Source organism: Clostridium folliculivorans, from assembly GCF_024341905.1.
GTDB lineage: Bacteria > Bacillota > Clostridia > Clostridiales > Clostridiaceae > Clostridium_AR > Clostridium_AR folliculivorans.
Genome location: NZ_BQXY01000002.1, coordinates 394,719 through 419,768 on the forward strand (window position 1 = coordinate 394,719; position 25,050 = coordinate 419,768).

At 30.5% G+C, this 25,050-nt stretch carries 29 protein-coding genes; 9 read left to right on the top strand and 20 right to left on the bottom strand.

Annotated features, from left to right (window positions below; genetic code table 11):
- Positions 1–35: 35 nt before the first annotated feature.
- Positions 36–881, bottom strand: coding sequence for a YitT family protein (locus OCU55_RS08200; RefSeq protein WP_261851819.1), 846 nt, complete (start codon positions 879–881; stop codon positions 36–38).
- A 578-nt stretch (positions 882–1,459) separates the two neighbouring features.
- On the opposite strand from OCU55_RS08200, the gene OCU55_RS08205 reads away from it, so the two are divergent.
- The gene (locus OCU55_RS08205; RefSeq protein ID WP_261851820.1) at positions 1,460–1,648 is read left to right on the top strand and encodes a YjfB family protein; all 189 of its coding nucleotides are present in this window, start codon (positions 1,460–1,462) and stop codon (positions 1,646–1,648) included.
- 351 nt (positions 1,649–1,999) lie between these two features.
- Here OCU55_RS08205 and OCU55_RS08210 read toward each other — a convergent pair whose 3' ends face one another.
- From OCU55_RS08210 to OCU55_RS08275, 14 genes are all read right to left on the bottom strand, one after another.
- Positions 2,000–2,155 carry a hypothetical protein gene (locus tag OCU55_RS08210; RefSeq protein ID WP_261851821.1) on the bottom strand — a complete coding sequence of 52 codons (156 nt, stop codon included), beginning with the start codon at positions 2,153–2,155 and terminating at the stop codon, positions 2,000–2,002.
- Between the two features lie 339 nt (positions 2,156–2,494).
- On the bottom strand, positions 2,495–2,692 hold the full coding sequence (locus OCU55_RS08215; RefSeq protein WP_261851822.1) for a hypothetical protein: 198 nt from the start codon (positions 2,690–2,692) through the stop codon (positions 2,495–2,497).
- A gap of 281 nt (positions 2,693–2,973) precedes the next feature.
- Positions 2,974–3,996, bottom strand: a complete 1,023-nt coding sequence (locus tag OCU55_RS08220; protein WP_261851823.1) for a GH25 family lysozyme — start codon at positions 3,994–3,996, stop codon at positions 2,974–2,976.
- Between the two features lie 116 nt (positions 3,997–4,112).
- Entirely contained in the window at positions 4,113–4,973 is an 861-nt protein-coding gene (locus tag OCU55_RS08225; protein WP_261851824.1) for a GNAT family N-acetyltransferase, read from the bottom strand.
- Positions 4,974–4,994: 21 nt separating this feature from the next.
- Positions 4,995–6,155: an alanyl-tRNA editing protein gene (locus OCU55_RS08230; protein ID WP_261851825.1), complete on the bottom strand. Its 1,161-nt coding sequence runs from the start codon at positions 6,153–6,155 to the stop codon at positions 4,995–4,997.
- Between the two features lie 253 nt (positions 6,156–6,408).
- Complete coding sequence (locus OCU55_RS08235) at positions 6,409–6,843, bottom strand: HepT-like ribonuclease domain-containing protein (protein ID WP_261851826.1); 435 nt, start codon at positions 6,841–6,843, stop codon at positions 6,409–6,411.
- A complete protein-coding gene (gene mntA / locus OCU55_RS08240) occupies positions 6,840–7,256 on the bottom strand; it encodes a type VII toxin-antitoxin system MntA family adenylyltransferase antitoxin (RefSeq protein WP_427847044.1) in 417 nt (138 codons plus the stop codon). Before mntA ends, OCU55_RS08235 begins: the two co-directional genes overlap by 4 nt.
- Before the next feature lie 142 nt (positions 7,257–7,398).
- On the bottom strand, positions 7,399–8,256 hold the full coding sequence (locus tag OCU55_RS08245) for an ABC transporter permease (RefSeq protein WP_261851828.1): 858 nt from the start codon (positions 8,254–8,256) through the stop codon (positions 7,399–7,401).
- Positions 8,257–8,371: 115 nt separating this feature from the next.
- On the bottom strand, positions 8,372–9,184 hold the full coding sequence (gene modA, locus OCU55_RS08250; protein ID WP_261851829.1) for a molybdate ABC transporter substrate-binding protein: 813 nt from the start codon (positions 9,182–9,184) through the stop codon (positions 8,372–8,374).
- Between the two features lie 14 nt (positions 9,185–9,198).
- On the bottom strand, positions 9,199–9,630 hold the full coding sequence (locus OCU55_RS08255; protein ID WP_261851830.1) for an MOSC domain-containing protein: 432 nt from the start codon (positions 9,628–9,630) through the stop codon (positions 9,199–9,201).
- A gap of 24 nt (positions 9,631–9,654) precedes the next feature.
- Complete coding sequence (moaC, locus tag OCU55_RS08260) at positions 9,655–10,122, bottom strand: cyclic pyranopterin monophosphate synthase MoaC (RefSeq protein ID WP_427847045.1); 468 nt, start codon at positions 10,120–10,122, stop codon at positions 9,655–9,657.
- A 2-nt stretch (positions 10,123–10,124) separates the two neighbouring features.
- Positions 10,125–11,081, bottom strand: coding sequence for a GTP 3',8-cyclase MoaA (moaA, locus tag OCU55_RS08265; RefSeq protein WP_261851831.1), 957 nt, complete (start codon positions 11,079–11,081; stop codon positions 10,125–10,127).
- Between the two features lie 118 nt (positions 11,082–11,199).
- On the bottom strand, positions 11,200–11,826 hold the full coding sequence (locus OCU55_RS08270; RefSeq protein ID WP_261851832.1) for a molybdenum cofactor guanylyltransferase: 627 nt from the start codon (positions 11,824–11,826) through the stop codon (positions 11,200–11,202).
- Between the two features lie 76 nt (positions 11,827–11,902).
- Entirely contained in the window at positions 11,903–13,114 is a 1,212-nt protein-coding gene (locus tag OCU55_RS08275; protein WP_261851833.1) for a molybdopterin molybdotransferase MoeA, read from the bottom strand.
- Positions 13,115–13,581: 467 nt separating this feature from the next.
- Between OCU55_RS08275 and OCU55_RS08280 the strand changes: the two genes are divergently transcribed.
- Positions 13,582–14,070, top strand: coding sequence for a MogA/MoaB family molybdenum cofactor biosynthesis protein (locus OCU55_RS08280; RefSeq protein WP_261851834.1), 489 nt, complete (start codon positions 13,582–13,584; stop codon positions 14,068–14,070).
- A 46-nt stretch (positions 14,071–14,116) separates the two neighbouring features.
- Here the strand turns inward: OCU55_RS08280 and OCU55_RS08285 are convergent, their stop codons facing one another.
- Entirely contained in the window at positions 14,117–15,016 is a 900-nt protein-coding gene (locus tag OCU55_RS08285; protein WP_261851835.1) for a helix-turn-helix domain-containing protein, read from the bottom strand.
- A 166-nt stretch (positions 15,017–15,182) separates the two neighbouring features.
- Between OCU55_RS08285 and OCU55_RS08290 the strand changes: the two genes are divergently transcribed.
- From OCU55_RS08290 to OCU55_RS08300, 3 genes are all read left to right on the top strand, one after another.
- The gene (locus tag OCU55_RS08290) at positions 15,183–16,343 is read left to right on the top strand and encodes an ABC transporter permease (RefSeq protein WP_261851836.1); all 1,161 of its coding nucleotides are present in this window, start codon (positions 15,183–15,185) and stop codon (positions 16,341–16,343) included.
- Positions 16,336–17,043 (top strand): ABC transporter ATP-binding protein, encoded by a 708-nt coding sequence (locus OCU55_RS08295; RefSeq protein WP_261851837.1) that lies wholly within the window; start codon positions 16,336–16,338, stop codon positions 17,041–17,043. Before OCU55_RS08290 ends, OCU55_RS08295 begins: the two co-directional genes overlap by 8 nt.
- A 300-nt stretch (positions 17,044–17,343) precedes the next feature.
- Positions 17,344–18,810, top strand: coding sequence for an MDR family MFS transporter (locus tag OCU55_RS08300; protein ID WP_261851838.1), 1,467 nt, complete (start codon positions 17,344–17,346; stop codon positions 18,808–18,810).
- 73 nt (positions 18,811–18,883) lie between these two features.
- On the opposite strand, the gene OCU55_RS08305 is transcribed toward OCU55_RS08300, so the two are convergent.
- Positions 18,884–19,414: a 2'-5' RNA ligase family protein gene (locus OCU55_RS08305; RefSeq protein WP_261851839.1), complete on the bottom strand. Its 531-nt coding sequence runs from the start codon at positions 19,412–19,414 to the stop codon at positions 18,884–18,886.
- A 304-nt stretch (positions 19,415–19,718) separates the two neighbouring features.
- Between OCU55_RS08305 and OCU55_RS08310 the strand changes: the two genes are divergently transcribed.
- From OCU55_RS08310 to OCU55_RS08325, 4 genes are all read left to right on the top strand, one after another.
- Positions 19,719–19,859, top strand: a complete 141-nt coding sequence (locus OCU55_RS08310; protein ID WP_261851840.1) for a hypothetical protein — start codon at positions 19,719–19,721, stop codon at positions 19,857–19,859.
- A gap of 57 nt (positions 19,860–19,916) precedes the next feature.
- A complete protein-coding gene (locus OCU55_RS08315; RefSeq protein WP_261851841.1) occupies positions 19,917–20,057 on the top strand; it encodes a hypothetical protein in 141 nt (46 codons plus the stop codon).
- Between the two features lie 101 nt (positions 20,058–20,158).
- The gene (locus OCU55_RS08320) at positions 20,159–20,302 is read left to right on the top strand and encodes a hypothetical protein (RefSeq protein WP_200270925.1); all 144 of its coding nucleotides are present in this window, start codon (positions 20,159–20,161) and stop codon (positions 20,300–20,302) included.
- A 245-nt stretch (positions 20,303–20,547) separates the two neighbouring features.
- On the top strand, positions 20,548–21,108 hold the full coding sequence (locus OCU55_RS08325; protein ID WP_261851842.1) for a histidine phosphatase family protein: 561 nt from the start codon (positions 20,548–20,550) through the stop codon (positions 21,106–21,108).
- Positions 21,109–21,535: 427 nt separating this feature from the next.
- On the opposite strand, the gene tkt is transcribed toward OCU55_RS08325, so the two are convergent.
- From tkt to OCU55_RS08340, 3 genes are all read right to left on the bottom strand, one after another.
- Positions 21,536–23,515: a transketolase gene (gene tkt, locus OCU55_RS08330; protein WP_261851843.1), complete on the bottom strand. Its 1,980-nt coding sequence runs from the start codon at positions 23,513–23,515 to the stop codon at positions 21,536–21,538.
- Positions 23,516–23,531: 16 nt separating this feature from the next.
- The gene (gene fsa / locus OCU55_RS08335; RefSeq protein ID WP_261851844.1) at positions 23,532–24,176 is read right to left on the bottom strand and encodes a fructose-6-phosphate aldolase; all 645 of its coding nucleotides are present in this window, start codon (positions 24,174–24,176) and stop codon (positions 23,532–23,534) included.
- Between the two features lie 123 nt (positions 24,177–24,299).
- Complete coding sequence (locus OCU55_RS08340) at positions 24,300–24,989, bottom strand: L-ribulose-5-phosphate 4-epimerase (protein ID WP_261851845.1); 690 nt, start codon at positions 24,987–24,989, stop codon at positions 24,300–24,302.
- Positions 24,990–25,050 lie beyond the last annotated feature (61 nt).

The window sequence follows — 25,050 nt, forward strand, 5'->3', positions numbered from 1 at the left end:
TGATAACTTTAAGAACTCAATTTATTCATAACTAGTTAACTAAAAGTAAATCCCTCACCAACTACTTCATGTACTTCATTAATTGTAATAAAAGCTCTATCATCAATACTGCCAATATACTCCTTCAACTGAATAAACTGTTTTCTACTAAGAACTGTAGTTATGACTTCACTTTCGTTGTTATTATAAGCACCTTTGGCATAGTAAATTGTTGCACTTCTTTCTAATATATCCATTATATATCTTTTGATTTCTTCACCTTGAGAACTTATTATCGCAACTTGCTTATATGTGTTTAAAGTTTTTATTACTTTGTCTATAAGCGTACAGTTTATTATTACACCAAGTATTGAATAAAGGCCTATGTTAATTCCAAATATTGATGTGGCAGCAATAGTTATAATAATATCTGCAGCTAGAAGTGAGTTGCCAATAGATATATTAAAGTATTTGTTAATTATTTTAGCAATTATATCAGTTCCGCCTGTTGATGCATTTTGGTTGAACACTATTCCCATACCTAGTCCACAAATTAACACTCCGAAAATCAGCTGTATTAGTACATCATCACTTATAGGTTTAATATTAGGAAATACCTCCTCCAAGATTAATATGATTCCAGAAATAGAAAAACTACAAAATATTGTTTTTCCACCAAAAAAAGGTCCAATAACCAATATACCTACCAAAAACAATATCACTTCCATACACATCATAAGCCCACCTATTGGCAGACTATGTATTATGCTATTGATAATAATAGCTATACCACTTATTCCACCTGCAGCTATCTTATTTGGTGCTAGAAAAAAATATGTTCCTAAAGCTACTAAAACAGATCCAGTAAAAAGCAGTAAAAAATCTTTGATTTTATTTTTCATGTAATCTCTCCTCCCGTCATATAACATAAGAAAAATATTCTAGTTATTTTCAATAAAAAAGTCTCTAAAGAGACCTTATTTAGTGTTTTTTTATCATCTGCCTTTCCGAATGTATATAAGGAAACTCTGGCAGGCGAATAAGTTTTATTTTTTACTGTATAGCCATAAAAACTTCTAAATCCATTGAAATATCGATGTTTAACTAGCTGAAAATTTTTATTCTTTCCTTTACAGCAAAAAGAGCACATAAATCAAAATATGCAACAGGCTTCTTTCACCAATTAACAATTTAAGATTTATATGCTCTCATTACACAGAAACACTCTTCTGTGAACGTCTTTTATTTACAACATAATATTATCCAAAATTGGACCTTATGTCAATCCTTAATTTTTTTAATATTTTATACCTTTATAGTAAAATATTACTCTTTATTGGTTAAGTTTCTTGGTTTCATGACGATATGTTAAATATACCACTTATTTAAACAATATTTTTTCGTAGAATCCCCTATAATTTAATAAGTTTAAAGAAAGTGGTATTATTCTTATTTAGATATTCATATAGGAGATGATATTTTGAATATTATTACTGATATAGCATCATTATCTATAGGAATGAAGCAGGACAGCTTAGCTCAAGCTCTTAGTATTTCATTAGTAAAAAAAACTCTTGATAGTTCTCAAGAAAACTCACAAAATCTAATTAAGATGATGGAGCTAAGCGTAAACTCTAATCTAGGTAGCAACCTAGACGCTAGAGCTTAGAAAGACTGGATTTTTACCAGTCTTTTTATAATTTAAACTCTACATTTAAATTATATATATTAGCTATGATAAGAATATTAAATGTTCATAAAAGCTGTTTTTTTTAGAATAAATTTTTAAAATATGTGCAACATAATATCGTAACTAACTTGAAGACATAATCCGCAATAATTTAAAGTATATCCTCAATTTTAAATTATTTAAATTGCTCTTATATGTCTTCGATTACTCACTGTGGTCAATGCTAAAACCAAAATAATCCAAACACTAAATTTTATTTAGAGTTTGGATTATTTAATTTTATAGTTTCCTATATGTCAGCAAAAGGCTTGGAGTACCAAGCCCTTTGTTCTATATTCTTTTTCTTACTAACATATAGGTTGCTACACCTACACCAGTAGCCGTTCCCAAAAAACTTATAGTTCTAGAATGGAAAGTCTTCCTTGGTTTTTTTTCATTTCCTAACATGCTTATTAGTGTTGAAACTCCTACAATTTCACGTATCACTGCTTACACCTCCATTATTAAGAATAATTATACTATCTGTGTTTTCACTTACTTTCTCAAAATCTTTTAGTATCTTTTCTAAGTAGATTTTGGAATTCTTAAGAAAACTAAACAATAAATAGATGTACTATAAATGTTCATCTATTTATATTTTATCTACTACTTATATAATTATCCTTTATAAATGTAGGATGTATTAATCAATACATGTATATTTTACTTTCTAAGGTATACTTTGTAATAATTCTATCCCAATTATCAATTTATACATACTGGAAACATGCTAGAATCTTCCCTGTTCAAACAAGTATAATTTAAGTTTTCATAATACAAAACCTATTAGTGTATATATTCTGCAGCAAGTATATTCTCTTTCCTAAAATAACGCTTTTGTCTTCTTAAATAGCAAAAAGCTTGAACATTATCACCTTTTATACCTAGTACTTGAATATTTCTTCTTGTTATTTTTCTGTCTTTGTCCATGTAGATAATTGTAACAGGCCTATGAAATTCTAAAGCACTTTTTAATATATCCATTACTAATCACCTCAATATTATTATAATACATATCATTACGGTATGCAAACATAAGTTCGTATGCATGATATTTTTATAATTTCATTAAGGTTTAATTTAAAATTGTAATTTGATCAATTTTTCATAATCTTTAACTATTAAATGAATAAAAAGTTGCTAAATTAGCCTTCTGTAGTGAGTTTTTTGCGTACCTGCCTTTCGAACGTATCTGAGGGGAACTTTGGAAGGCGAATAAGGCTTATTTTAAATTTGTAGCCACAAAAATTTTCAAGACTAATTTTTTATCTTGTTATTACACCAGATTTAGTCCATGTTCCCTTGTCGGTACTATACACTACATTTAATCTACCATTTCCCAAGTCCTCTAAGACAATAACATTTTCACTATTAACACTTCCTATATTAGCACCTGAAAATCTATCGTATACTTGTCTAAAGCCACTTACATAAATCGGAGCATTTAAATAGCCAATATTAGCTACAACATTCCTTATATAAGTTTGCCTTGTACCTCCTGGTACAGGGTATTCAACTAGATCAAGCTGCTTACTATAAGATACATCAATAACTTTCATTCTATCTCCAATGTCAACTATTCTTCCTGGCTCAATATCACCGTTAGCTGTTCTCCCATAGAACCAGTCATTTTTTACAACTGCATTTGCTCCACTTACTTGCCCCATAGGCGGATTTGGGTTTACTGGTGGTGTTGTCCTTCCTGTCAATAGATCTTCTTTAAATTGATCCATATCAACCGGTCCAAAAATACCACTAACTGAACCTGATGAAGTATATTGCCAGCCACTCCAAGTATCCCAAATATTTGTGTTCCAGCTTGGTGTTCCATTTGTATAATGAGCTAGCCACAATTGAGTACCTTTCAAAAGATCTGTTAAATTGTTTTTTGAGAAATAGCTTCCTGTATATACTATACATTCTATTCCTGTCAATTCTTTCACTCTATCAATAAAGGTTCTAACACAGCTACTTAAAAGATTTTTATCTAATCCTTCAGTAGTTTCTACATCGCAAGCATATTTTAAGTCAACATTATATCCTTTTATTGTTTCAACAAAAAAGTTAGCTTGATCTATTGCATTTTCAACACTTCTTGCTCTAAAAAAGTGATAAAATCCAACTAATATACCTTGTGCTTTTAATCCTTGATAATGAGTAGCCATCATCTTATCTTTATAAGTTATACCTTCAGATGCTTTTAGATAGGCTGCTTGTATTCCGCTATTCTTTACTCGAGAATAATCAACATTAGTTTGATAATTAGAAATATCAATTCCTTTATACATAATATCCCTCCCTATTAATATATATGAAAAGACGTGCAATTTTGGTCCTTTTTGTACATCCTAGTCATGTTTTTTATGAAGTAATTATATGTTTGAAATTAATATTCTCTTATTGTTCATAATATGTTTTTTTTGTGGTATTCAAAAGCAGTTTTTATCTCAAACCCGCATTTTTTATATAAATTAAAGGCTATATCATTTCCACTATCTACTTCGATAAAGATATTTTTGTTTTCATCGCTACATAAAACTTCAATTAATTTTATCAGAGTTTCTTTTCCCATCCCCTTACCTTGATTAGCCTTAGCTATTGCAAAGCCAAATAAAAATATATCATTTCGATTGTAGCTTACAGAGCATGCCCCAATAATCTCATTATTCAATTCTGACACATAAATTTCTCTATCTTTGGATTCTAAAGTTTTCATTGTAAAACTTTGAGAAACTTCAAAACTATCATCAAAGGCATCCATGCATATATCAATAACTTTTTTAGCATCTCTATCCGACGCTTTTCTAACCTTAGCTAGGTTAGATGAAACTAATCCTTTGCTATCTTTATTAAATTTCAAAAGATATTCTGTAAAATCATAGGCAGCCTTAAGATTTTTTATAGTTTCCTTTCCATCCTTTGATTGACTTTCGCAAACAAATAGTAAATCTTTAATATCATGTTTTTTAGCCTCTTCACTTGCTCTGCATACTAACGCTTTAAAATATCCTCTTTTCCTATAACTAGGATGTGTATACGCTGATATTTCTGCTTCAGCCTTAGTTGGAATGAACATATATAAAACACTTATTAAAACATCATCCTCATATGCCATAAATAAATTTTTTATATTCTTGTTAAAGTTTAATGAGTTATCTAAAAACATATCTCCATTTAACCCATCATGTTCTTTACAAACATCTTCCAAAATTCTTATAGAATTAATTAATTCCTTATTTAGTTCACTGAATTCTTTTATTATCAAAAATAATCCTCCAATTTCGTTCTAAAGATTTTCTTTTAAATAATCTATATATTTATTAAGTGAGTTTTCGTCTTCAAAGCTAGCTTGAGCTCTTTTGGAGTTTCCACCACCTTTTCCTCCAAAATCCTTTAAAGTTTCTTTGAATAACTTTCCACACTCAAAATCAAAAGCTCCATTTTGAGCTAATATTAATTTTTTGTCTCTTAAAGAACTTAAAATTAATACAAAATCTTTTTCTTTGAATTCATCATATATTTTTTCTAAAAGCTCAAAATCTTCATATTGAGCTAATATAAATTTGTCATTAGAACTTTCCAGAAGTTCCTGAGCTTTACTTGAAGCTATACTGCTATACAAACTTCCAACCTTCTTTTTAAGTTCTATGACTTCTTCCCTCTGATTCTTTATCTTATTACTTATTTCTGACGGATCCGCAGAAAGAGTTCTAGTTAAATCAACTATATAGTCATGCTTTACTTGATAATCTTTTAATGCTCTGCCACCACATTTAAAGTAGACTCTAGTCATTCCTTTATACTTTTCATATTTTATTATCTTCACAAGACCAATCTCTCCAGTCCTGTTTGCATGAGTTCCGCAACAAGCACTAAAATCAGTGTTATCACCCATTTGCACCATTCTTATATTTCCTTCAGCTTTTATCTCTTTTCTAAGTGGAAGCTTTAGAGCCTCATCTTTTGATAAAAAATATGTTTTGATTGGTTCATTCTTAAATACGTATAAGTTAACCTCTTTTTCTACCTTCTTTATCATTTCTTCAGTAGCCTCTCTTAATTCCATATCAATAGTCACATAGTCTTCTCCTAGATGAAATCCTGCATTGGAAACTTTAAAAAGTTTAAAAAAGGCAGCTGACAATAAGTGTTCTCCTGAGTGCTGTTGGATATGATCCACTCTCCTCTCATAATCAACTTTACATTTGACTACACTTCCTTCTGGCATTCTATCAACCACGTGATATATTACATCATCTTCTTCATATATATAACTTACTTTAATATCATTAATGTATCCCAAATCGTTCGGCTGCCCCCCACCTTCTGGATAAAAGGGAGTGCTTTTGAGCACAATTTCAAATTTATCTCCTTTATCTAAAATTCTTTCAATTTCGCAATCTGCTTCGCATATATATGGGTCTTTGTAAAATAACTTTTCAGTCATATTAATCCCCCCCAATTTTAATTAGTTTAGGTTATAATGAATATTTATTTAAATAAAATTATAGCATACAGCAAAAAAACATTTTATAAATCATGTACATTTTAAATAGTTCATAATTTATAAAATGCCCTTATACATTTAAGTAGGCCTATTAACTTCAACGAAAATTCAATATCATTGTCGTTACCAGATATTGTTAACGACAATATTTCTTTTTAACATATATAAATCTTCTAATTAAAACTTTAAGCACTTATTGATATTTTCTAAGAAACTTTTTAGATATATTGATTATTACATCAAATTTATCTGTATTGTTTACTATATGCTCTAACAATTCTTCATGACTTGGTTCTTTATACCTATGTGATATTCGGTTCCTCACTAGTCTAGATTTTTCAAGAAAAAGATATGTTCTTTCATCAAATACATCGCTTTTTCTCAAAAGTTTAAAGCTATCACTTAAGGAAATACCTATCTTAAACCTTCTTACCTCTCTTAAAGCGATAGAACAAAAATCTTCTAATATTGTGTGAAATCCAACAAAGAGTTGCCTCAAGCTTGATTTTGCTAGTTTGGTTATAAGCTCATCATCTTTATATTTTTCCAGCACTTCTAAACATTCATTTATATCAGCTTTGCACTCTTCTAAATCTTCTATTATTTTTACAAGTCTCTCATCATTCATGATAATACATCCAATCTCCTAAAGTATATAAAGTTTTCATTTTCTTTATAGGTTCTATCAACTTCATCACAAATATGCTCAAACATTTTTCCATTATCTTTTGTAAATAATATTTTTCCATAGTTTAATATATTTATTTTAACAAACAAATCCAACTTATCACTTCTGAGGTCAACAACATCTATTGGTCTATTTAATAAATTTTCTAAGAATAATTCCAAATCCAAAATTGTATCAAGTGTTATCTTTTGCTCACTTAGCACTGCAATATCCACATCAGATATCTCATTGAATTCGCCGTGATTTAAACTTCCAAATATAATAACATTATCAATATCTAACTGGTTTATAAAATCATATACTTCTTTAGAATTAAGCTTATCAAGAGCCAATTGCCTCTCATCATTATCCAAATTTAACACCAACCTTTAGATTAATTAAATCTTAAAGTAATAAATATTTATAAATTAATACTATTACACCCTAAACTTAGATTATATACCTAGTATTAATATTATATCCAAATTCTTGCTAAAATAAAAGTGAAGTATTAGCTTATAGAACTTCTCCTTCATCTTTTAGAAATATTCTTACTGAGAAGAGCAATAAAAATGATAAAATATATAAAATAGTAGAAAATGAGGTGGCCATTTTTATATCTGTCTGCATATATGTATAAATTTGAAGTGGAATTGTTCTAGTCTCATTTAGTATATTACCTGCAAACATCAATGTGGCCCCAAACTCTCCTATGGATCTTATGAAACTTAATATTAGGCCAGAGATTATAGCTCTTTTAAGCATAGGTATTATTACTCTAAACACTGTCTCAACACGTCCAGCACCTAAAACATAAGTAGCTTCAAAGATTTCTTTTGGTATATCATTAATTGAATTAGTAAGAACCTTCACATAATAAGCTGAAGACACAAAAAACTGTGCTAAAATAACAGCAATAGGAGTAAAAACTATCTCTACTCCTATTTGATTTAATAATTTCCCTACAAATCCATTGTTTCCAAAAGTTAAAAGCAGCGCAATCCCCACTGCAGCTGGCGGTAAAACTATTGGAAGCTCAATTATTATGCTTATAAGTTTCGAAAGATTTTTATTTTTTATAGCTCTTAAATAAAATGCTATAGTTGTGCCAAAAACAAAAGTCATCAATAACGATATGCTAGATGTATAGAAAGTAAGAATTATACTTGATATATTGTCCTTTATATAAAACATCTCAAGTATATTATCTATGCCTGAATATCTAATCATAGCAGTTATTGGTAGTATAACAATCGCTAGATATATAAATATAATAATCCCTATAGGGAGAACCAAAATCTTACTTAATATAGTGTTGTTAGTTTTATTTCTTATGCTAGCGAATTTCTTATTAAATAAACCATCTTGTACCATAAATCTCCTATGTTAAATAGATGCATCACTCATTATAAAACTATATTTAAAATTTTCTCTCCAGTATCAATGAGAGCTTTAAAAATAAATTTATGATTGGATTGGTACATCTTTATTATTGTATATTAAACCCATGTTTTTTTAATATATCCTTTCCTTTACCTTCAGTTATGTATGTAATAAACTCTTCTGCTTCTTCTTTATTCTTCGAAGCTTTTAATTTTGCTATGGGATACTGAACTTTAAGATTATTAAACTCACTTGTTTCTACTATATCAACTTTATCTTTATTAGCTTCATTTATATCAGTCTTGTATACTACTCCCGCATCAGCTTCACCGAGTATAACCTTTGCTAAAACATCCTTAACATTTAGCTCATTACTTTTAATGTTTGATTTAATAGCATTATAAGTATAGTCATCGATAGAATTTTTCTGTTTTTGTTCTTCTAATACTTTATAAAAATAACTTCCCACTGGCACAGTTTTATCTCCAATTACAAGTTTCAAACCATCTTTTGACAAATCCTTAAAATTATTCACAGATATTTTACTAGTTCTGCTTATACATATAACAAGCTTATTTTCTGCAAACGCCTTGCTACCCTCAATTTTATCAATTTTCTTTAACTCATCCATGTAGTTTGTATTTGCAGAAGCAAATATATCTGCTGGACTTCCCTGATTTATAGACTGAACTAGAGCTTGGCTACCAGCAAAATTGAATACTACGTCAATTTTCTTATCTTCTTCAAACTTTTTTCCTATCTCGTTAAAACTTTCTGTAAGACTAGCAGCTGCAAAAACCATTATCTTTTTTTCATTATTGTTTGTTATATTTTTAGACACTTTAGAACATCCAAGTACACTAATAGATACAGCAACTAAAACAACTAAAGTTAAAACTAGTTTTAATCTTTTTGTCATATTACATTCCCCTGCTACATTATTTCAATGGTGTCTCCAGGTCTTATAACTCCACCTTTTATTATTCTTGTAAATATGCCTTCAGTTGGCATTATGCACTTTCCTACCTCATTTTTGATAGCACATCCATTATGGCACTCTTTGCCTATCTGTGTTACTTCTTGAATAGTTTCCCCTATCTTCAGCCTTGTGCCTATAGGCAGTTCGTGTAATACTATCCCTTCAGTTGTGATATTTTCCGCAAATTTTCCTGGTGTCAAATCCTGAACTCCGAACAGTGTCATCTTATCAATACTTTCCTTTGCAAGAAGGCTTACTTGTCTATGCCATTTCCCAGCATGTCCATCTCCTTCTAATCCATGTTCTTCTTTAAAAAAGCCTTTGCTTATAGGTATCTTAACAACACCTTTTATTTCACTTATGTTAATAGATATTACCTTAGCCATATAGCACTTACTCCCTTTAAGCATTTATTTTCTTACGTAATCTCCGCTTTTGCCGCCGGTTTTCTTCATGAGTTTTATATCAGTTATTATCATATCTTTATCCACAGCCTTACACATATCATATATAGTAAGAGCTGCAATATTAACAGCCGTCAAAGCTTCCATTTCTACGCCAGTTTTTCCTATAGTACTTACTGTTGCTTCTATATGTATCTCAACATCTTTAACATCAAACTTTATATCAGAACCAGTTAAAAGTATATTGTGACACATAGGAATAAGCTCCCAAGTTTTTTTAGCTCCCATAATTCCGCCTACTTGAGATACCGCAAGCACATCACCTTTCTTTATGAGACCTTCTCTTATTAGCTTTATGGTTTCTTGTTTCATCTTGATTGTAGCTCTTGCTACCGCAACTCTTTTTGTATCATCTTTTTCTGAAACATTAACCATATGAGCTCTTCCTTCTTCATTAAAATGCGAAAACTCCATAATTATCCTCCTATAGCAGTCATTTCTCTTTCTATATACTCTCCATTCTCAAGGCCATGTTCCTTGGGTTTATGTTTTACAATATTATATAGAACCTCAGTTATATCTTTTCCATCTCTCATTAAACCTTTGATATATATTTCATTATTAGAATGAAGACATGCTTTTAGCTTTCCATCTGCTGTTAGCCTTATTCTGTTACAATTACTGCAGAACTTACAGGATATTGGATTAATTAGTCCAACGTTTCCCTTTCCATCAGGAAGTCTATAATGTCTTGCAGGTGAAGATATATCCCTAGACTCTATTTGGATAAGTTCTGGAACCTTTTTAATCACTATTTCATTGCTTAAATATCTATTAAGAGACCATTGCTTTAATTGTCCAATAGGCATAAGCTCTATAAATCTTACGTCAATTTCTTCATCCTTGGTTAAATAGATAAAGTCCATTATTTCATCTTCATTGAAATCTTTTATAAGAACAACATTTAACTTTATAGGAGTTAGTTTAACTTTTTTAGCTTCGCTTATTCCTTCAAGTACCTCTTTAAGTATTCCACCTTTTGTTATTGTTCTATATTTTTCATCAACTAAAGTATCTAAGCTTATATTAACTCTTGTGAGACCTGCTTCCTTCAACTCTTTAGCATACTTTTTTAAAAGTGTACCATTAGTGGTCATCGCTATCTCTTCAATACCTTTAAGCTTAGACAGCTTTTCAATAAGTGTTATTATACCCGCTCTAACTAAAGGCTCCCCACCAGTTATTCTAATCTTCTTTATGCCCAAAGAAACAAATTTCTTTACTATTTCTTCTATTTCTTCAAATCTTAATATTTCATCATGGCAGGTTTTCTTTATTCCTTTTTCAGGCATACAGTACTTACACCTTAAATTACATAAATCCGTTACAGAAATTCTTAAGTAATTTATATTACGCCCATGTGAATCTATCATTTATATTACCTCCATGAAAATCCTACAAATATTCTTAAATTTTAAGTGTATGACAAATACTTAAGCATTTTTTATAATAAAAAACTCAAATTTTTATCAATTAAAAATGGACTAATAATTAGATTTCCTTATATGTCTTTATGTATCTATCTAAATCCTCTTTTGTATTTAAATTCATAAACATTTCAAAGCTACAGTCAAAACTCTTTACTTTTTCTTCTTCAATAAATAGAGTATCTGAAGCTTTTATTAACTGTTTAAGTGCTCTTTTATCAGCTTTTATCATTTGCTCTACTTTTGAGAGCAATGACTTTGAATAAAAAGCGTTAAAAGGTTCGATATAACTTTCTCTTTCAGCTATACAACACTGCTTAGGTTCCTCTATTAATCTATCTTTCATGAATTCTATAAACCGGATATTAACTATAGGCATATCGCAAGCAATAAAATACACATATTCTCCTTTTGCAGTCTTAAGACCTTCATATATCCCTGAAATAGGCCCAATATCTGCTATTTCATCCGAAATTATTTTATATGGGCTATCTCTATAAAACTCTGGCTTGTTGCTTATTACTATAATTTCTTCAAAGCAAGTATAAAGCTTTTCTGCTATTACATCAATGATCTGTTTATCTTCAAATTCCAAAAATTGTTTGTCGAAGCCCATTCTAGAGCTTTTACCACCAGCTAATATTACAGCAGTCTTAAATATATTTAATTTCTCTGATTTGTTATAAAACATTTGCCTCTACTTTAAGCTCTTTTTATAGAACTTTTACTCCGTTCTTTTGATCACTTCTATCATTTCCAAAGATGATTTACTTAAATATGAATCTTCCTCGTATTTTTTCTCCTGCTCGCATCTCAGTATAGTCTTCTGGTACTATTAATACTCCATTAGCTTTACTTATTGTTGTAAGTTTGTTAGAGCTTTGCGAACCAATGTTATAAGCATAATATTTATCATCCTTTTTAACTATCTTTACATATAAAAGTTTTACTCTTCCTCTTCTTACTTTAAAATCTTCTCCTAATATAATTGAAAATTCTTCTTTCATATAATCCTGCTTACCTAAAACCTTTTTACAAAGTGGCTCTATAAATTGTTCGAAGGTAGTTATTGCTGAAAGTGGATTACCAGGAAGACTAAAGAAAAACTTACCACTTAATACAGCGAAACTTATAGGTTTTCCAGGTTTTATAGCAACTGAGTCAAACTTTATATCAGCACCTATTTCCTTTAATATAGTTTCAACAAAGTCATAGTCTCCTGCTGAAGCTCCGCCAGAAGTTATTATTATATCTGTTTTTTCCAGTCCTTCCTCTATAACTTTCTTAAGTACATCTTTATCGTCCTTTACAATACCAAAAGAAACTACTTCAAGACCTAAACTTCTTATCATTGAAGTTATTGCGTATTCATTACTATTCCTTATCTTTCCTTTTCCTATAGTCTCATCTATATTTACAAGTTCATCACCAGTTATAATAAGCCCTACTACTGGTGGTTTATAAATCTCAATTGTTTTATATCCTAATGATGCAAAAAGCCCTATTTCAGCCGGCCTTATTTCAGTTCCTTTCTCAACCACTATATCACCAGGCTGAACTTCTTCACCAAACTTTATTACATGATTATCTTTTTTTACTTCATTATATAAGTAGACTATATCACCTTCTGTTTTAATCTTTTCTACTTCTATAACACAATCAGCTTCCAAAGGAATTGGTGCTCCGGTCATTATCTTATATGCTTCTCCTGCGTTTATGCTTTCAGTACACCACTGACCAGCCTTTATTACCCCCTTTATTTTAAATCCTCTGGGGTTTTCTGCAGTTATTTTTTCCGTATCACTACTTCTTACTGCATATCCATCCATTGCTGACTTATCAAAAGGCGGAAGATTGTCCTTAGATAATATATCTTCCGCTAAAACTAAGCCATTGCATAAAAGTAATTCCTTCTTCTCTTTACCTATTGGTTTAGCTTCTTCAGAAATTATTCTTAAAGCTTCACTTACACTAATCATTTTAACTATCCTTTCGTTACTAATGCTTATGGTACAATATCTAAATTTTAGTATTCTTTAAATAGATTCTAAATCATCCATAGTAAGTTTGTTTCAATCAACCTATCCAATAAAAGTTACACTTTTTTAATTGCTATAAAAGAAGTTACTTCTATATATTAATTAAATAAGTTATCATATCATAAAACTTATTATAAGCTAATTTTAACTTTTTTTATATGCTATTTAATACTTCAATCCTAATAGCCTATTATTATAAGAAGTTATAATAAGCTTTTATCTTGTAACATTCTTTCTTTACAAAAGCATTCGATGTAGTATAATTAAGGAGTTTTATCGATATTAAAACCTTATTAGATGAAAGAAAGTTGAAGTAGAACTAACTTTTATAGTCAAATAAGTTTACATTTAAATTTAAATACACAATTATTTAATATAAAGTTTTAGACACATAGGAGGGAACTATTATGATAAAAACCGCAATTTTGACTATAAGTGATAAAGGATCAAGAAACGAAAGAGTTGATATTACAGGTCCGACGATAAAAGATCTATTAGATAAAGATTGTTACTTAATTGAATACTATAAGATTATTCCAGATGAAATAGATATTATAAAAAAAGAACTTACATACTTATGTGATGAAATGAAAATAAACTTAATATTAACTAATGGAGGTACTGGTTTCTCCCAAAGAGACGTTACTCCTGAAGCCACTTTACTAGTTATAGAAAAACAGGTTCCTGGTATTGCTGAAGCAATGAGAGCTACATCTTTGAAGATAACACCTAAAGCTATGCTTTCCAGAGCAGTAAGCGGTATAAGAAAATACTCCTTAATAGTTAACTTGCCTGGAAGCCCAAAAGGTGCCGTAGAAAACTTGGAAGTTATTTTGCCTGTCCTTCCACATGGAATACAGATACTTACAGGCGAAGCTTCTGAGTGTGCAAGATAAATTTGAACGGTATAAGAAAAGAGCTAATTACAAATATAGATTGTAACTAGCTCTCTTCCATAAGTTCCAGCATATCATCTGTATTAGAGGAAAATTCATCAGCTCCTGTTGTCTTCCATAACTTAGGATTGTTATTAAAGGCACCTCCTCCTATTATAATCTTAGGGGCACTCTCCTTAAACTTATCCTTGATTGCTTGTATCATAAATCTTGCAGACTCCATATGATATTCCATTGTAACTGATATAGCTACCAAACTTGGTTTTTCTGTATCTATTGCTTTTATGAGGCTTCCCACTGGAACGTTGGACCCTAAATAAACTGTATTCCACCCTTCTATTTCAAGCATGTCTAAAACCATTTTCAGTCCTATGTTATGTTGTTCTGGACCAGCAGTAACTCCTATCACAGAATGTGATTTATGTTTCTTCCTCTTTTCTCTAGCTTTTACCTCTCTCATTGTATCTAGCGTAACCTCTGAAATGAAATGTTCTTGCCAAACATCTATTTTACCTGATTCCCAAAGGCTACCTATTTCTTTTAAAGCCTTCTCGAAAATATCAAAGTATATAAATCCCATTGGGAGTCCTTTTTCAAAGTATTCTATAACTAATTCTCTAGCAGCTTTACTATTTCCTTCTAAAAGAAAAGTTAAATAATCCTTATATAAATTTTCTTTATTTTCAAGTTCAGTTCCATAAACTCCGATTAATTGGCCCTCATCTCTCATATTTGAATCTCTTTCTTCTCTACCTAATAAATAATCGAGACTAATATCAAAAAGATCAGCCATCTTTTGTAGCATTTCTGCATCTGGAATTCTTATTCCATTCTCATAATTTGCTATAGTTGTCTGTGCTACTCCTAATAACTCAGCAAGTTGTTTTTGAGTATATTTATTTAGCTTCCTTAAGTTCTTTATATTAATTGAGATTATATTCTTCATTTTATTCACCTCTAAATAAATTTTAACACACTTCGTAATACTTTTACTAATTATATATTGATTTATTTCATTATGTGATATATGATTATATTATAAATTAGTTGATAATTATTATCAAGTAATTTATATTAGACGACTTTTAAGTTTAATTTAGGAGGTAAAAAAATTGAAATTAGCATTTAAGATAGCAGTAAGATTTCTAAAATCAACTAAAGGACAAACAGCCTTAATAGCACTTGGTATAGCAGTTGGCGTCTCAGTCCAAATTTTTATTGGTTCTCTAATACAGGGACTTCAGAAGAGTTTGATAAATAAAACTATAGGCAATTCATCTCAGATTACCATAAGTTCAAATTCCTCTGATAAGTTAATAGATAATTATGGCTCTATTGTAGATAAAATAAAAAACTCTGACGATAGAATAAAAAATCTTTCTATACTATCAGATGGACCCGCACTAATTAAGAATGATTCAAAAACATATTCTGTCCTACTCAGAGGTATGAACATTAACGATTCGGATAAGATTTATAATATTAAAAGTAGTGTTTATGAAGGAACTATTCCTAAAAATGAGTTTGAAATATTAGTGGGAAAAGATTTAAGAGATGAATTGAATCTGAATACAAATGATAAAGTGGATGTCATCACAAACTCAGGTAAGCTTACTACTCTAACAGTAACTGGATTCTATGACTTAAAAATATCTACAATTAATAAGTCATGGTTAGTAACAGATTTATCTACTGTAAAAAACCTCTTTTCTACTGGAGATAAAATAACCGGAATTGAGATGCAAGTAACGGACGTATTCAAAGCTGATGAAATAGCTTCAAATATCTCAGCAAAACTAGATAATAATATGGTAAAGATAGATAACTGGAAGGCACAAAATGCATCCCTTTTAAGCGGATTAAACGGACAAAGTGTATCAAGCTACATGATTCAAGTATTCGTTATGATTTCTGTTGTTCTAGGTATTGCCAGCGTACTAGTTGTAACAGTAGTTCAAAAATCTAAACAAATAGGAATTTTAAAAGCTATGGGAATTAGGGATACTCAGTCTAGTTTAATATTCTTATTTGAAGGCTTTTTACTTGGAATCATGGGAGTAATTCTAGGAGTTATTTTAGGTTTAGGTTTAAGTTATATGTTTACTAAATTTGCTGTAAATCCTGATGGAACTCCAGTTGTAGAACTATATATCAGCTATAAATTTATAGGTATTTCAGCACTGGTAGCTCTATTTGCTTCTACCCTTGCAGCATTGATTCCAGCAAGAGGATCATCAAAATTAAATCCAATCGAGGTGATTAGAAATGCATAATGTAATTGAATTGAAAAATATAAACAAAATCTACGGCTCCGTTATAAAGACTCAGGTCTTAAATGATATTAATATATCTTTTGAAGCAGGAACCTTTAACTCAATAATCGGTGCTTCTGGAAGTGGTAAGAGTACTCTTCTTAATATAATGGGTACTTTAGACAAACCAACCAGCGGAGAGATTTATATAAATGGTATTAGAACTGATAACATGAAAAAAAATGAACTTGCTAGGCTAAGAAATAAAACCATTGGATTCATATTTCAATTTCACTATTTGCTCCCTGAATTTACTGCTCTAGAAAATGTGCTTATGCCTTATATGATCGGAAACTCAAAACCATCAAAGGAAATTAAAGAGAAAGCCGATGAGCTTTTAGAGCTAGTTGGACTAACCAAGGTAAAAAACAACTTAGCTACAAATATGTCTGGAGGGCAGCAACAAAGAACTGCTATAGCGAGAGCATTAATAAATAACCCTAAAATAGTTCTAGCTGATGAACCTACAGGGAATTTAGATTCTGAATCAACAGAAAGTATCTATACTCTTTTAAGAGCCATAAATGAGAAATTAAATACTACTTTTATTGTTATAACTCATGACAATAGGATTGCTGAAAAGACTGATAGAATTATTGAGGTTAAAGACGGAAGAATTGTAATGGACACTAATAAAAGAGATACAGTAATTGGTCTTTAGATTTACTTTCACAAATATATAATTTCATCGGAGAAGATAATAATTCTTCTCCTTTTTACTGTTTAAAGATATAAAATTCTTAAGGTTAATTTGAGGTTTCACTGAACAATAACACCATGGTTAATTAAAAATTTTATCATAAAACATTATTATCAATTAATATATGTTAAAATATTATGGTCATTATACTGATATCCCACTTCACCTTAGAATTTTTTTAAATCCCTCAAAATCCTGGGGTATTTTTAGAATAATCCTCATTTTGAAGTGATACATACTTAACAAAGGAGTTGTTTCTTAATGGATTCACGTAAAAACAGCATAATTACAGCATTGATGGTAGCAATGTTTTTAGGAGCTGTTGAAGGTACTGTTGTAACTACAGCGGTTCCATCAATAGTAAAAAGCTTAAATGGCTTTGAACTTATAAGTTGGGTATTCTCTGCATATATGCTCACTTCAGCTATATCCACCCCAGTTTACGGAAAACTATCTGATTTATATGGAAGAAAGCTTATGCTTTCAATTGCTATAACTATATTCTTACTTGGTAGTTTCTTGTGCGGATTTTCAACTAATATGTATTTACTGATATTTTTCAGAGCCTTGCAAGGACTTGGAGCAGGTGGTATCTTTACAATAAGTTATACTATTGTCGGAGATGTATTTACACTTGAGGAAAGAGCAAAGGTTCAAGGCTGGTTAAGCTCTGTTTGGGGAATAGCAAGTTTAGTTGGACCTTTCTTAGGAGGATTCTTCATTGATTATTTAAGCTGGCATTGGATATTTTTTATTAATATTCCTTTTGGAATACTATGTATCTTTTTACTACAGAAGAACTTACAAGAATCTTTCGAGAAAAGAAGCCATAAAATCGACTATCTAGGTACAATAACTCTTTCGTTCTCAATTTTGTTTATATTGCTTATTATATTATTTGCTGAAAAAAAACATAGTTTCTTTTCTACTAATATAATTATTTGCCTTATAATATCAATATTAATGCTAGCACTATTTTATAAGGTTGAAAAGACGGCAGAAGAACCAATAATACCTTTTGAGATCTTCACTAAAACAAATACGGTAACAAATATAATAGGTTTCTTAGCTTCTGCTGTACTTATAGGCTGTGATGTATATATGCCAATATATATACAGAACATACTTGGGAAAAGCGCCACAATTTCTGGGCTTTCTCTTGCACCAATGTCTATTTCCTGGTTAGTTGCTGCAGTTGTTTTAGGAAAAGCTATTACAAAATACGGAGAAAGAATTACCACCATATTCTCTTTTATAGTTTTAATAATAGGTTCAGTACTTCTTGCTACTCTCGGTGTAAACTCTCCACTAGTTCTCTCAATGGCGTATACCTTCATACTAGGAGCAGGTTTTGGAGGAGTTTTTACCATAATCACAATAATAGTACAAACCTCTGTAGATTTTAATATGCGAGGAGCAGCTACTGCTTCAAACACTCTACTTCGTACCTTAGGTCAGACTATTGGCGTTAGTGTTTTCGGAAGTATGTTTAATCTTAGTATAATAAACTATTTTAATAAAATAGGGATAAAAAATGTAGACCCTAACAATCTATATACTTCTTCTGAAGGAAAAATCAAGTATACTTTTGATAGCATAATCAATTCACAAATCAGTGGAATAAAAAGCATATTCTTTGTATTAGTTGTCATCTCTGTAATATGCTTATTGCTTTCTTTTATACTTCCTAATAAGCTAAAGGAAAGTAATGATATTAACCAAGCTTAAAATATTTTTAATTAATAAAACAAAAGAGAGCATACTTGAAAAACAAGTTTACTCTCTTTTATTTTAATATCATTTACCTTTTAAAATAATATTCCTTATGAAGCACCCATGTATTGTTCTCCCACTTATAAATATATACATTGTCAAAGCTGCTTTCAAATTTACAAGGTATTTCAGAAACATATTCCCATATATATTGATATATTGGTTTAATATTTTTAGATGCTACTGTTATATGGAAAGATTTTTCCTTTCCTTCTTTTTCTTTGAAATTTATAAAATTAAATGATTGCAAAACCTCAATTACTTTATCATGTATTTCTTTTCCCTCGTCAGTCAGTTTCATACTCATATACACAACTCTATTATCAAAATGATCAAATCCATCTATAATTAATGGAGTTACTTCACTTTGTTCGCACAAATCTTTCAGTTGATCTTCCAGTTCTCTTATGCTCCCCTCATATTCAAATGGAGCCTTTATAGTAAAATGTGCCGGCAACTTTGAAGATTTCGCTTTGAATTTATTAAACACTTCTTTTCTTAAGTTATTATTAAAATCTCCTGCTTTTCCTTTAATAACTGAAACAATAACATATCTCATATTCATATCTCCTCTTATTCTTATTGATGTCTTACAAAATCTAATACTAATCTCATTTGACTTTTAAACAATATTTAACTTATGTGTAAAGTGCTTATATCTATATAAACAGTTTATTTTATAAAAAAAATTATGCATCTATATTATTATATAAATTATAGCTAAAAACTTTTACTCAACACTTCATAAAATAACCTTTAAAAGCTATTTTTATGTTCTTTTCATTTATACATTAAAGTCTTGAATAACTTAACAGGAATAGTTTCGCCTCAAAAACAAAGAATATTAATGGAGGTGATTTGATATGCAACAAGCTAACGGCAAGAAGAAATTAGGTGACAAAAAAGCTTATCTAAATAAATACAAGAATTCTGAGCCAAATCCTGTAAATACAAATGGAGATAAAGACATGAGTGAACCAGTAAGAGGTTTACCACAAAGATAATTTTGGACATGTATAATTTGTAAGTTTAGATTAGATAAATATGGAGGTGTATATGTCATGCAAAGTACAAATCATATAAATAAGCCAGTTCATAAAGATCATGGTAAAGGTAAAAATTACAATCCAAATCCAGTAAAGATAGTCTGGAATAAAGATTCAAAGAAGCCTGTTAGACATTCACCTGAAGAATATCTTTAAACTTAATTAATGTTAAAATTAATTTCAAAGCCTATAATAAAAGGAAAGGATGTAAGCATGAACTTTCATAGTGTTTATGTTTTACATAACGGTGGCTAATTATGACTCAAAAACTAGGGAAAAATAATAGAACCGGAGAAAAATCTTATTATAGAAATAAAAATAATAAATCAGCAGCTAATCCAGTAAATGCTGAATTTAATGAAAATACAAGTATGCCTGTAAAGCATCTTCCAAAGCAATAACATACGAGAAATTTAATGTATATAACTTCACAAGATTAGGTAGCTATTATTAGCTACCTTTTTTATAGAACTTTTTGACATCCATACCTATCTTTAATTCAGGGTGTGTTAAAGAATACTGCTTTAATTAAATAGTTATGAAGGATATGCAATATAATCGCTTTATTTAATAATAATTGTAAAATTACCAATTAACTTGTATTTATGATATAATCTTTTGAGAAATTATTTTTTTAGGAGGCACTATGAGCAAAGTTTATTTCGTTCGTCATGCACTTCCAGACTTTAACATACATGACGATTTAATAAGACCTTTAACTGAAGATGGATTAAAATCAGCCCTTAAGGTAACCGATTTTTTGCAAGATAAGAAGATTACTAAAGCCTACTGTAGTCCTTATAAAAGGTCCATTGATACCATTTTAGATTTCACAAGCAAGAATTGTTTGGAAGTATTAATAATTGATGATTTAAGAGAAAGAAAGATAAGTAATTCTTGGATTAAAGATTTCCATACCTTTGCCCGTAATCAATGGCAGGATTTTAACTTTAAGTTATCAGAGGGCGAAAGCTTGAAGGAAGTTCAGAATAGAAATGTACAGGCTTTACATTGTATACTAGAAAAGCATCCACAAGAAAATATTGTGATAGGAACTCATGGGACTGCTCTTGGTACAATTATAAATTATTATGATAAAAGCTTTGATTATAATAGTTTTTTGAGAATAATAGATCTAATGCCCTTTATAGTTTGCATAGAATTTGAAGGAACAAGTTTAGTAAGTTTAGAAGAAATTGTATTGTAACGCTTCCCTTTAATTTATTCTAAAATCACTTCTGTAAGTACAAGCCTGGAATTTCATAATAAATTTTTCTCAAATTAAAATAGATTCTTAAAAAATATTGTGTTTTTATATCACACTACTAAACCACCATATTAACTAGAACCTAAAGAACACTTATATTAAAAAATATCAATAGGCCTACAGAGAAATCGCAAAACTCTGTAGGCCTTTAATTTAAGGTTGAACTCCTCTAAAACTAAAGCTTTTTTAAAATTCTACTGTATTATCAGCAGAGTTTTAAAAACATATGTTTAATTGTAAAGTTGTTCATATATGGAATTAAAGCAAAATGCTTTAATGGGGGCTAATTTATTATATAGTATAGAATTTATACTTAGTATAGTGGCTATGTAGCTCACCTAGTTTAATTATAATCCATTTCTATTTTTTAAAGTTCTTTTGCAGTTTTAATAACATTATCTACTGTAAAGCCAAATTCTTTGAAAAGTATATCTCCAGGTGCTGATGCTCCAAAGGTATCAATTGAAACAACTTTACCATCTAATCCAACATATTTATGCCATCCAAATGATGATGCTGCTTCAACTGCAACTCTCTTTCTTACAGCCTTTGGCATTAATTTTTCTTTATATTCTTCTCCTTGAGCTTCAAAAACTTCTAAAGATGGTATTGAAATTACTCTTGCATCAATTCCTTCTTCCTTAAGCTTTGATTGAGCTTCGTATATTAACTCAACTTCTGAACCAGTTGCCATAAGAAGCATATCTGGTACTTCTTTTTCACTATCCTTCAATATATAAGCACCCTTTAAAGCTTCTGGAGATGTTTCATTGTATAAAGGAAGATTTTGTCTTGATAGTACTATGGAAGTAGGACCATCTTTTCTTTTTAATGCATGTAGCCATGCAGCAGCAGTTTCCTTTGAATCAGCTGGTCTAAATACATGCATATTAGGTATACTTCTAAGCATTGCTAATTGTTCAATTGGTTCATGAGTCGGACCATCTTCGCCTACTCCAATACTGTCATGAGTTAAAACGTAAACTACTGGAATCTTCATAAGTGCTGATAGTCTCATTGAAGCCTTCATATAATCACTGAATACAAAGAAAGTTGAAACGTAAGGCACAAGACCTCCATGTACTGCAATACCATTAGCAATAGCTGCCATTGCATGTTCTCTTACTCCGAAGTGAAGATTTCTTCCACTTCTATCTTCTTTAGAGAAATCTCCTTTTCCCTTCATATAAGTTTTTGTAGACGGTGCAAGGTCAGCAGATCCACCTATTAGGTTAGGTACTAAATCCATTAATCTATTTATAACTTTTTCTGAGGATACTCTTGTAGCAAGCTTACCTTCGAAATTCCAGTATTCTTCATTTGAAAGTAAATCTGCTTTAACTTCTCCACTATTCCAAAGCTCCCATTCACTAGCAATTTCTGGATATTCCTTCTTATAGCTTTCAAAAAGTTTGTTCCATTCTTCTTCTACTTTAGTTCCTCTTTCTATAGTTTCACATAAATGTTCTCTAACTTCCTCTGGAACATGGAATTCTTCTTCATAACTCCAACCTAAGAATTCCTTAGCCTTTTTAATATTTTCAACACCTAGAGGTTCTCCATGAACTGAAGAAGTTCCTGCTTTAGGTGAGCCATATCCTATTACTGTCTTTACTATAACTAACGATGGCTTTTCAGTTTCTTTTTTAGCTTCTTCTAGAGCCTTTGTAATTGCAGCAACATCATTTCCGTCTTCTACTGTAAGTACTTGCCATCCATATGCTGCATACCTTGCTCCAACATCTTCTCTGAAGGCTATATCTGTATCTCCTTCTATAGAGATTTTATTTGAGTCATATAATACTATGAGTTTACCTAATCCTAGAGTGGCAGCTAGTGAAGCACCTTCACCAGTTATACCTTCCATCATATCACCATCACCAGATAAAGCATAAGTGTAGTGATTAACGATTTCATAACCAGGTCTATTGAACTTTTTAGCTAAAAAGCTTTCAGCCATAGCCATACCAACTGAATTAACTTGCCCTTGACCTAGAGGTCCAGTAGTTATTTCAACCCCTACAGTGTGACCATACTCTGGATGCCCTGGAGTCTTACTATCCTTTTGTCTAAAATTCTTTAAATCATCAACTGTAAGTCCATATCCATATAAGTGTAAAAGTGAGTATAAAAGCATTGAACCATGTCCAGCTGATAGTACAAATCTGTCTCTGTCGAACCATTTAGGATTCTTAGGACTATGTTTCATAACCTTATCAAAAATGGCATATGCCATTGGAGCCGCTCCCATTGGCAATCCAGGATGACCTGAATTAGCTTTTTGTACAGCTTCTGCTGAAAGTAATCTTATAGAGTCTACGGTTAAATTATCAATATTTTTACTCATTCTATCTCCTCCGTTTTTATCCAAATATAGCTTTCCAGTCATTCATGAACTTTTCTATACCGCTATCTGTTAATGGATGCTTAATCATTTGGTTTATAACACCAAATGGTACTGTTGCAATATGAGCACCCGCTTTAGCAGAATCGATTATATGTGTAGGATTTCTTATACTTGCAGCTATTATTTCTGTCTTTATATTATGCACATTAAATATAGTAGTTATCGCTTCAATTAAGTCCATTGGGTTCGTAGTAATATCATCTAATCTTCCAAGGAAAGGACTTACGTAAGTAGCTCCTGCTCTTGCAGCAAGTAACGCTTGACCTGGGTTAAATATTAAAGTTACATTGGTTTTAATTCCTTCGCTTGCTAATACCTTTGTAGCTTTTAAACCTTCAGCAGTCATAGGTATCTTAACAATCATGTTTGGATGAATTTTAGCAATTTCTCTTCCTTCTTTAACCATACCTTCTTTTTCAAGACTTATTACTTCCCCACTTATTGGGCCATCTACTATTGAAGTGATTTCTTTAATAACTTCGTTAAAATCTCTACCTTCCTTTGCAATTAGGCTTGGATTTGTGGTTACACCACATATAACTCCCATCTCATTTGCTTCTCTAATCTCATTAACATTAGCTGTATCTAAAAATAATTTCATAATTCCGACTCCTTTTTATTATACACTTTATTTTCCATAATACTTAAAGTAAATGTTATTTTTATATAAAATATAATTTATACATATATTTATCTAGATTTAACTTTCAAAACAATAACGCACCTATTTTTGACCGTAGTAAGCATTACTTCCATGCTTCCGGTAATAGTGCTTGTCTAACAAAAATTGATCTAAACTTCCTATTTCTTTATTTAAAGTAACAGTATGATAAGCCATGTTACAAGTCTCTTCTAGAACAACAGAATTTACAACTGCATCCTTTGGAGTTTTTCCCCACGTAAAAGGTGCATGACAGCTTACAAGTACTCCTGGAATAGCCATAACTTCTCTATCTCCTAAAGTTTCAATTATTACTTTCCCTGTATTTCCTTCATAATCCCCTGCTATTTCTGCTTCAGTAAGTTTTCTAGTACAAGGGATATTACCATAGAAATGATCTGCGTGAGTTGTACCTAGTGCTGGCATTTCCATAGAAGCTTGTGCCCATATAGTGGCCCATGTAGAGTGAGTATGAACAATACCACCCATATCTTTATATCTTTTATAAAGTTCTATATGAGTTGGGGTATCAGATGAAGGTCTTAAATCTCCTTCTACTATATTTCCTTCTAAGTCAAGAACTACTAATTTATCAATAGTTAACTCCTCATAAGGAACTCCGCTTGGTTTAATTACAATTAAATTCTTTTCTCTATCTATTCCACTTACATTCCCCCATGTGAATTTAACAAGGTTGTATTGTGGAAGCATAAGATTGGCTTCTAAAACCTGCTTTTTTAATTCTTCTAACATTTTTACCTCCTTTAGATAAATAAGATGATATATAGATTACAGATAGCCTAGCAGTTAATCT

What these genes read in the sequence shown, in the direction of transcription:
- OCU55_RS08200 (WP_261851819.1), bottom strand. Translation starts at nt 881, where the DNA reads ATGAAAAATAAAATCAAAGATTTTTTACTGCTTTTTACTGGATCTGTT.
- OCU55_RS08215 (WP_261851822.1), bottom strand. Translation starts at nt 2,692, where the DNA reads ATGGATATATTAAAAAGTGCTTTAGAATTTCATAGGCCTGTTACAATT.
- OCU55_RS08220 (WP_261851823.1), bottom strand. Translation starts at nt 3,996, where the DNA reads ATGTATAAAGGAATTGATATTTCTAATTATCAAACTAATGTTGATTAT.
- OCU55_RS08230 (WP_261851825.1), bottom strand. Translation starts at nt 6,155, where the DNA reads ATGACTGAAAAGTTATTTTACAAAGACCCATATATATGCGAAGCAGAT.
- OCU55_RS08235 (WP_261851826.1), bottom strand. Translation starts at nt 6,843, where the DNA reads ATGAATGATGAGAGACTTGTAAAAATAATAGAAGATTTAGAAGAGTGC.
- OCU55_RS08245 (WP_261851828.1), bottom strand. Translation starts at nt 8,256, where the DNA reads ATGGTACAAGATGGTTTATTTAATAAGAAATTCGCTAGCATAAGAAAT.
- modA (WP_261851829.1), bottom strand. Translation starts at nt 9,184, where the DNA reads ATGACAAAAAGATTAAAACTAGTTTTAACTTTAGTTGTTTTAGTTGCT.
- OCU55_RS08255 (WP_261851830.1), bottom strand. Translation starts at nt 9,630, where the DNA reads ATGGCTAAGGTAATATCTATTAACATAAGTGAAATAAAAGGTGTTGTT.
- moaC (WP_427847045.1), bottom strand. Translation starts at nt 10,122, where the DNA reads ATGGAGTTTTCGCATTTTAATGAAGAAGGAAGAGCTCATATGGTTAAT.
- moaA (WP_261851831.1), bottom strand. Translation starts at nt 11,081, where the DNA reads ATGATAGATTCACATGGGCGTAATATAAATTACTTAAGAATTTCTGTA.
- OCU55_RS08270 (WP_261851832.1), bottom strand. Translation starts at nt 11,826, where the DNA reads ATGTTTTATAACAAATCAGAGAAATTAAATATATTTAAGACTGCTGTA.
- OCU55_RS08275 (WP_261851833.1), bottom strand. Translation starts at nt 13,114, where the DNA reads ATGATTAGTGTAAGTGAAGCTTTAAGAATAATTTCTGAAGAAGCTAAA.
- OCU55_RS08280 (WP_261851834.1), top strand. Translation starts at nt 13,582, where the DNA reads ATGATAAAAACCGCAATTTTGACTATAAGTGATAAAGGATCAAGAAAC.
- OCU55_RS08285 (WP_261851835.1), bottom strand. Translation starts at nt 15,016, where the DNA reads ATGAAGAATATAATCTCAATTAATATAAAGAACTTAAGGAAGCTAAAT.
- OCU55_RS08295 (WP_261851837.1), top strand. Translation starts at nt 16,336, where the DNA reads ATGCATAATGTAATTGAATTGAAAAATATAAACAAAATCTACGGCTCC.
- OCU55_RS08300 (WP_261851838.1), top strand. Translation starts at nt 17,344, where the DNA reads ATGGATTCACGTAAAAACAGCATAATTACAGCATTGATGGTAGCAATG.
- OCU55_RS08305 (WP_261851839.1), bottom strand. Translation starts at nt 19,414, where the DNA reads ATGAGATATGTTATTGTTTCAGTTATTAAAGGAAAAGCAGGAGATTTT.
- OCU55_RS08310 (WP_261851840.1), top strand. Translation starts at nt 19,719, where the DNA reads ATGCAACAAGCTAACGGCAAGAAGAAATTAGGTGACAAAAAAGCTTAT.
- OCU55_RS08315 (WP_261851841.1), top strand. Translation starts at nt 19,917, where the DNA reads ATGCAAAGTACAAATCATATAAATAAGCCAGTTCATAAAGATCATGGT.
- OCU55_RS08320 (WP_200270925.1), top strand. Translation starts at nt 20,159, where the DNA reads ATGACTCAAAAACTAGGGAAAAATAATAGAACCGGAGAAAAATCTTAT.
- OCU55_RS08325 (WP_261851842.1), top strand. Translation starts at nt 20,548, where the DNA reads ATGAGCAAAGTTTATTTCGTTCGTCATGCACTTCCAGACTTTAACATA.
- tkt (WP_261851843.1), bottom strand. Translation starts at nt 23,515, where the DNA reads ATGAGTAAAAATATTGATAATTTAACCGTAGACTCTATAAGATTACTT.
- fsa (WP_261851844.1), bottom strand. Translation starts at nt 24,176, where the DNA reads ATGAAATTATTTTTAGATACAGCTAATGTTAATGAGATTAGAGAAGCA.
- OCU55_RS08340 (WP_261851845.1), bottom strand. Translation starts at nt 24,989, where the DNA reads ATGTTAGAAGAATTAAAAAAGCAGGTTTTAGAAGCCAATCTTATGCTT.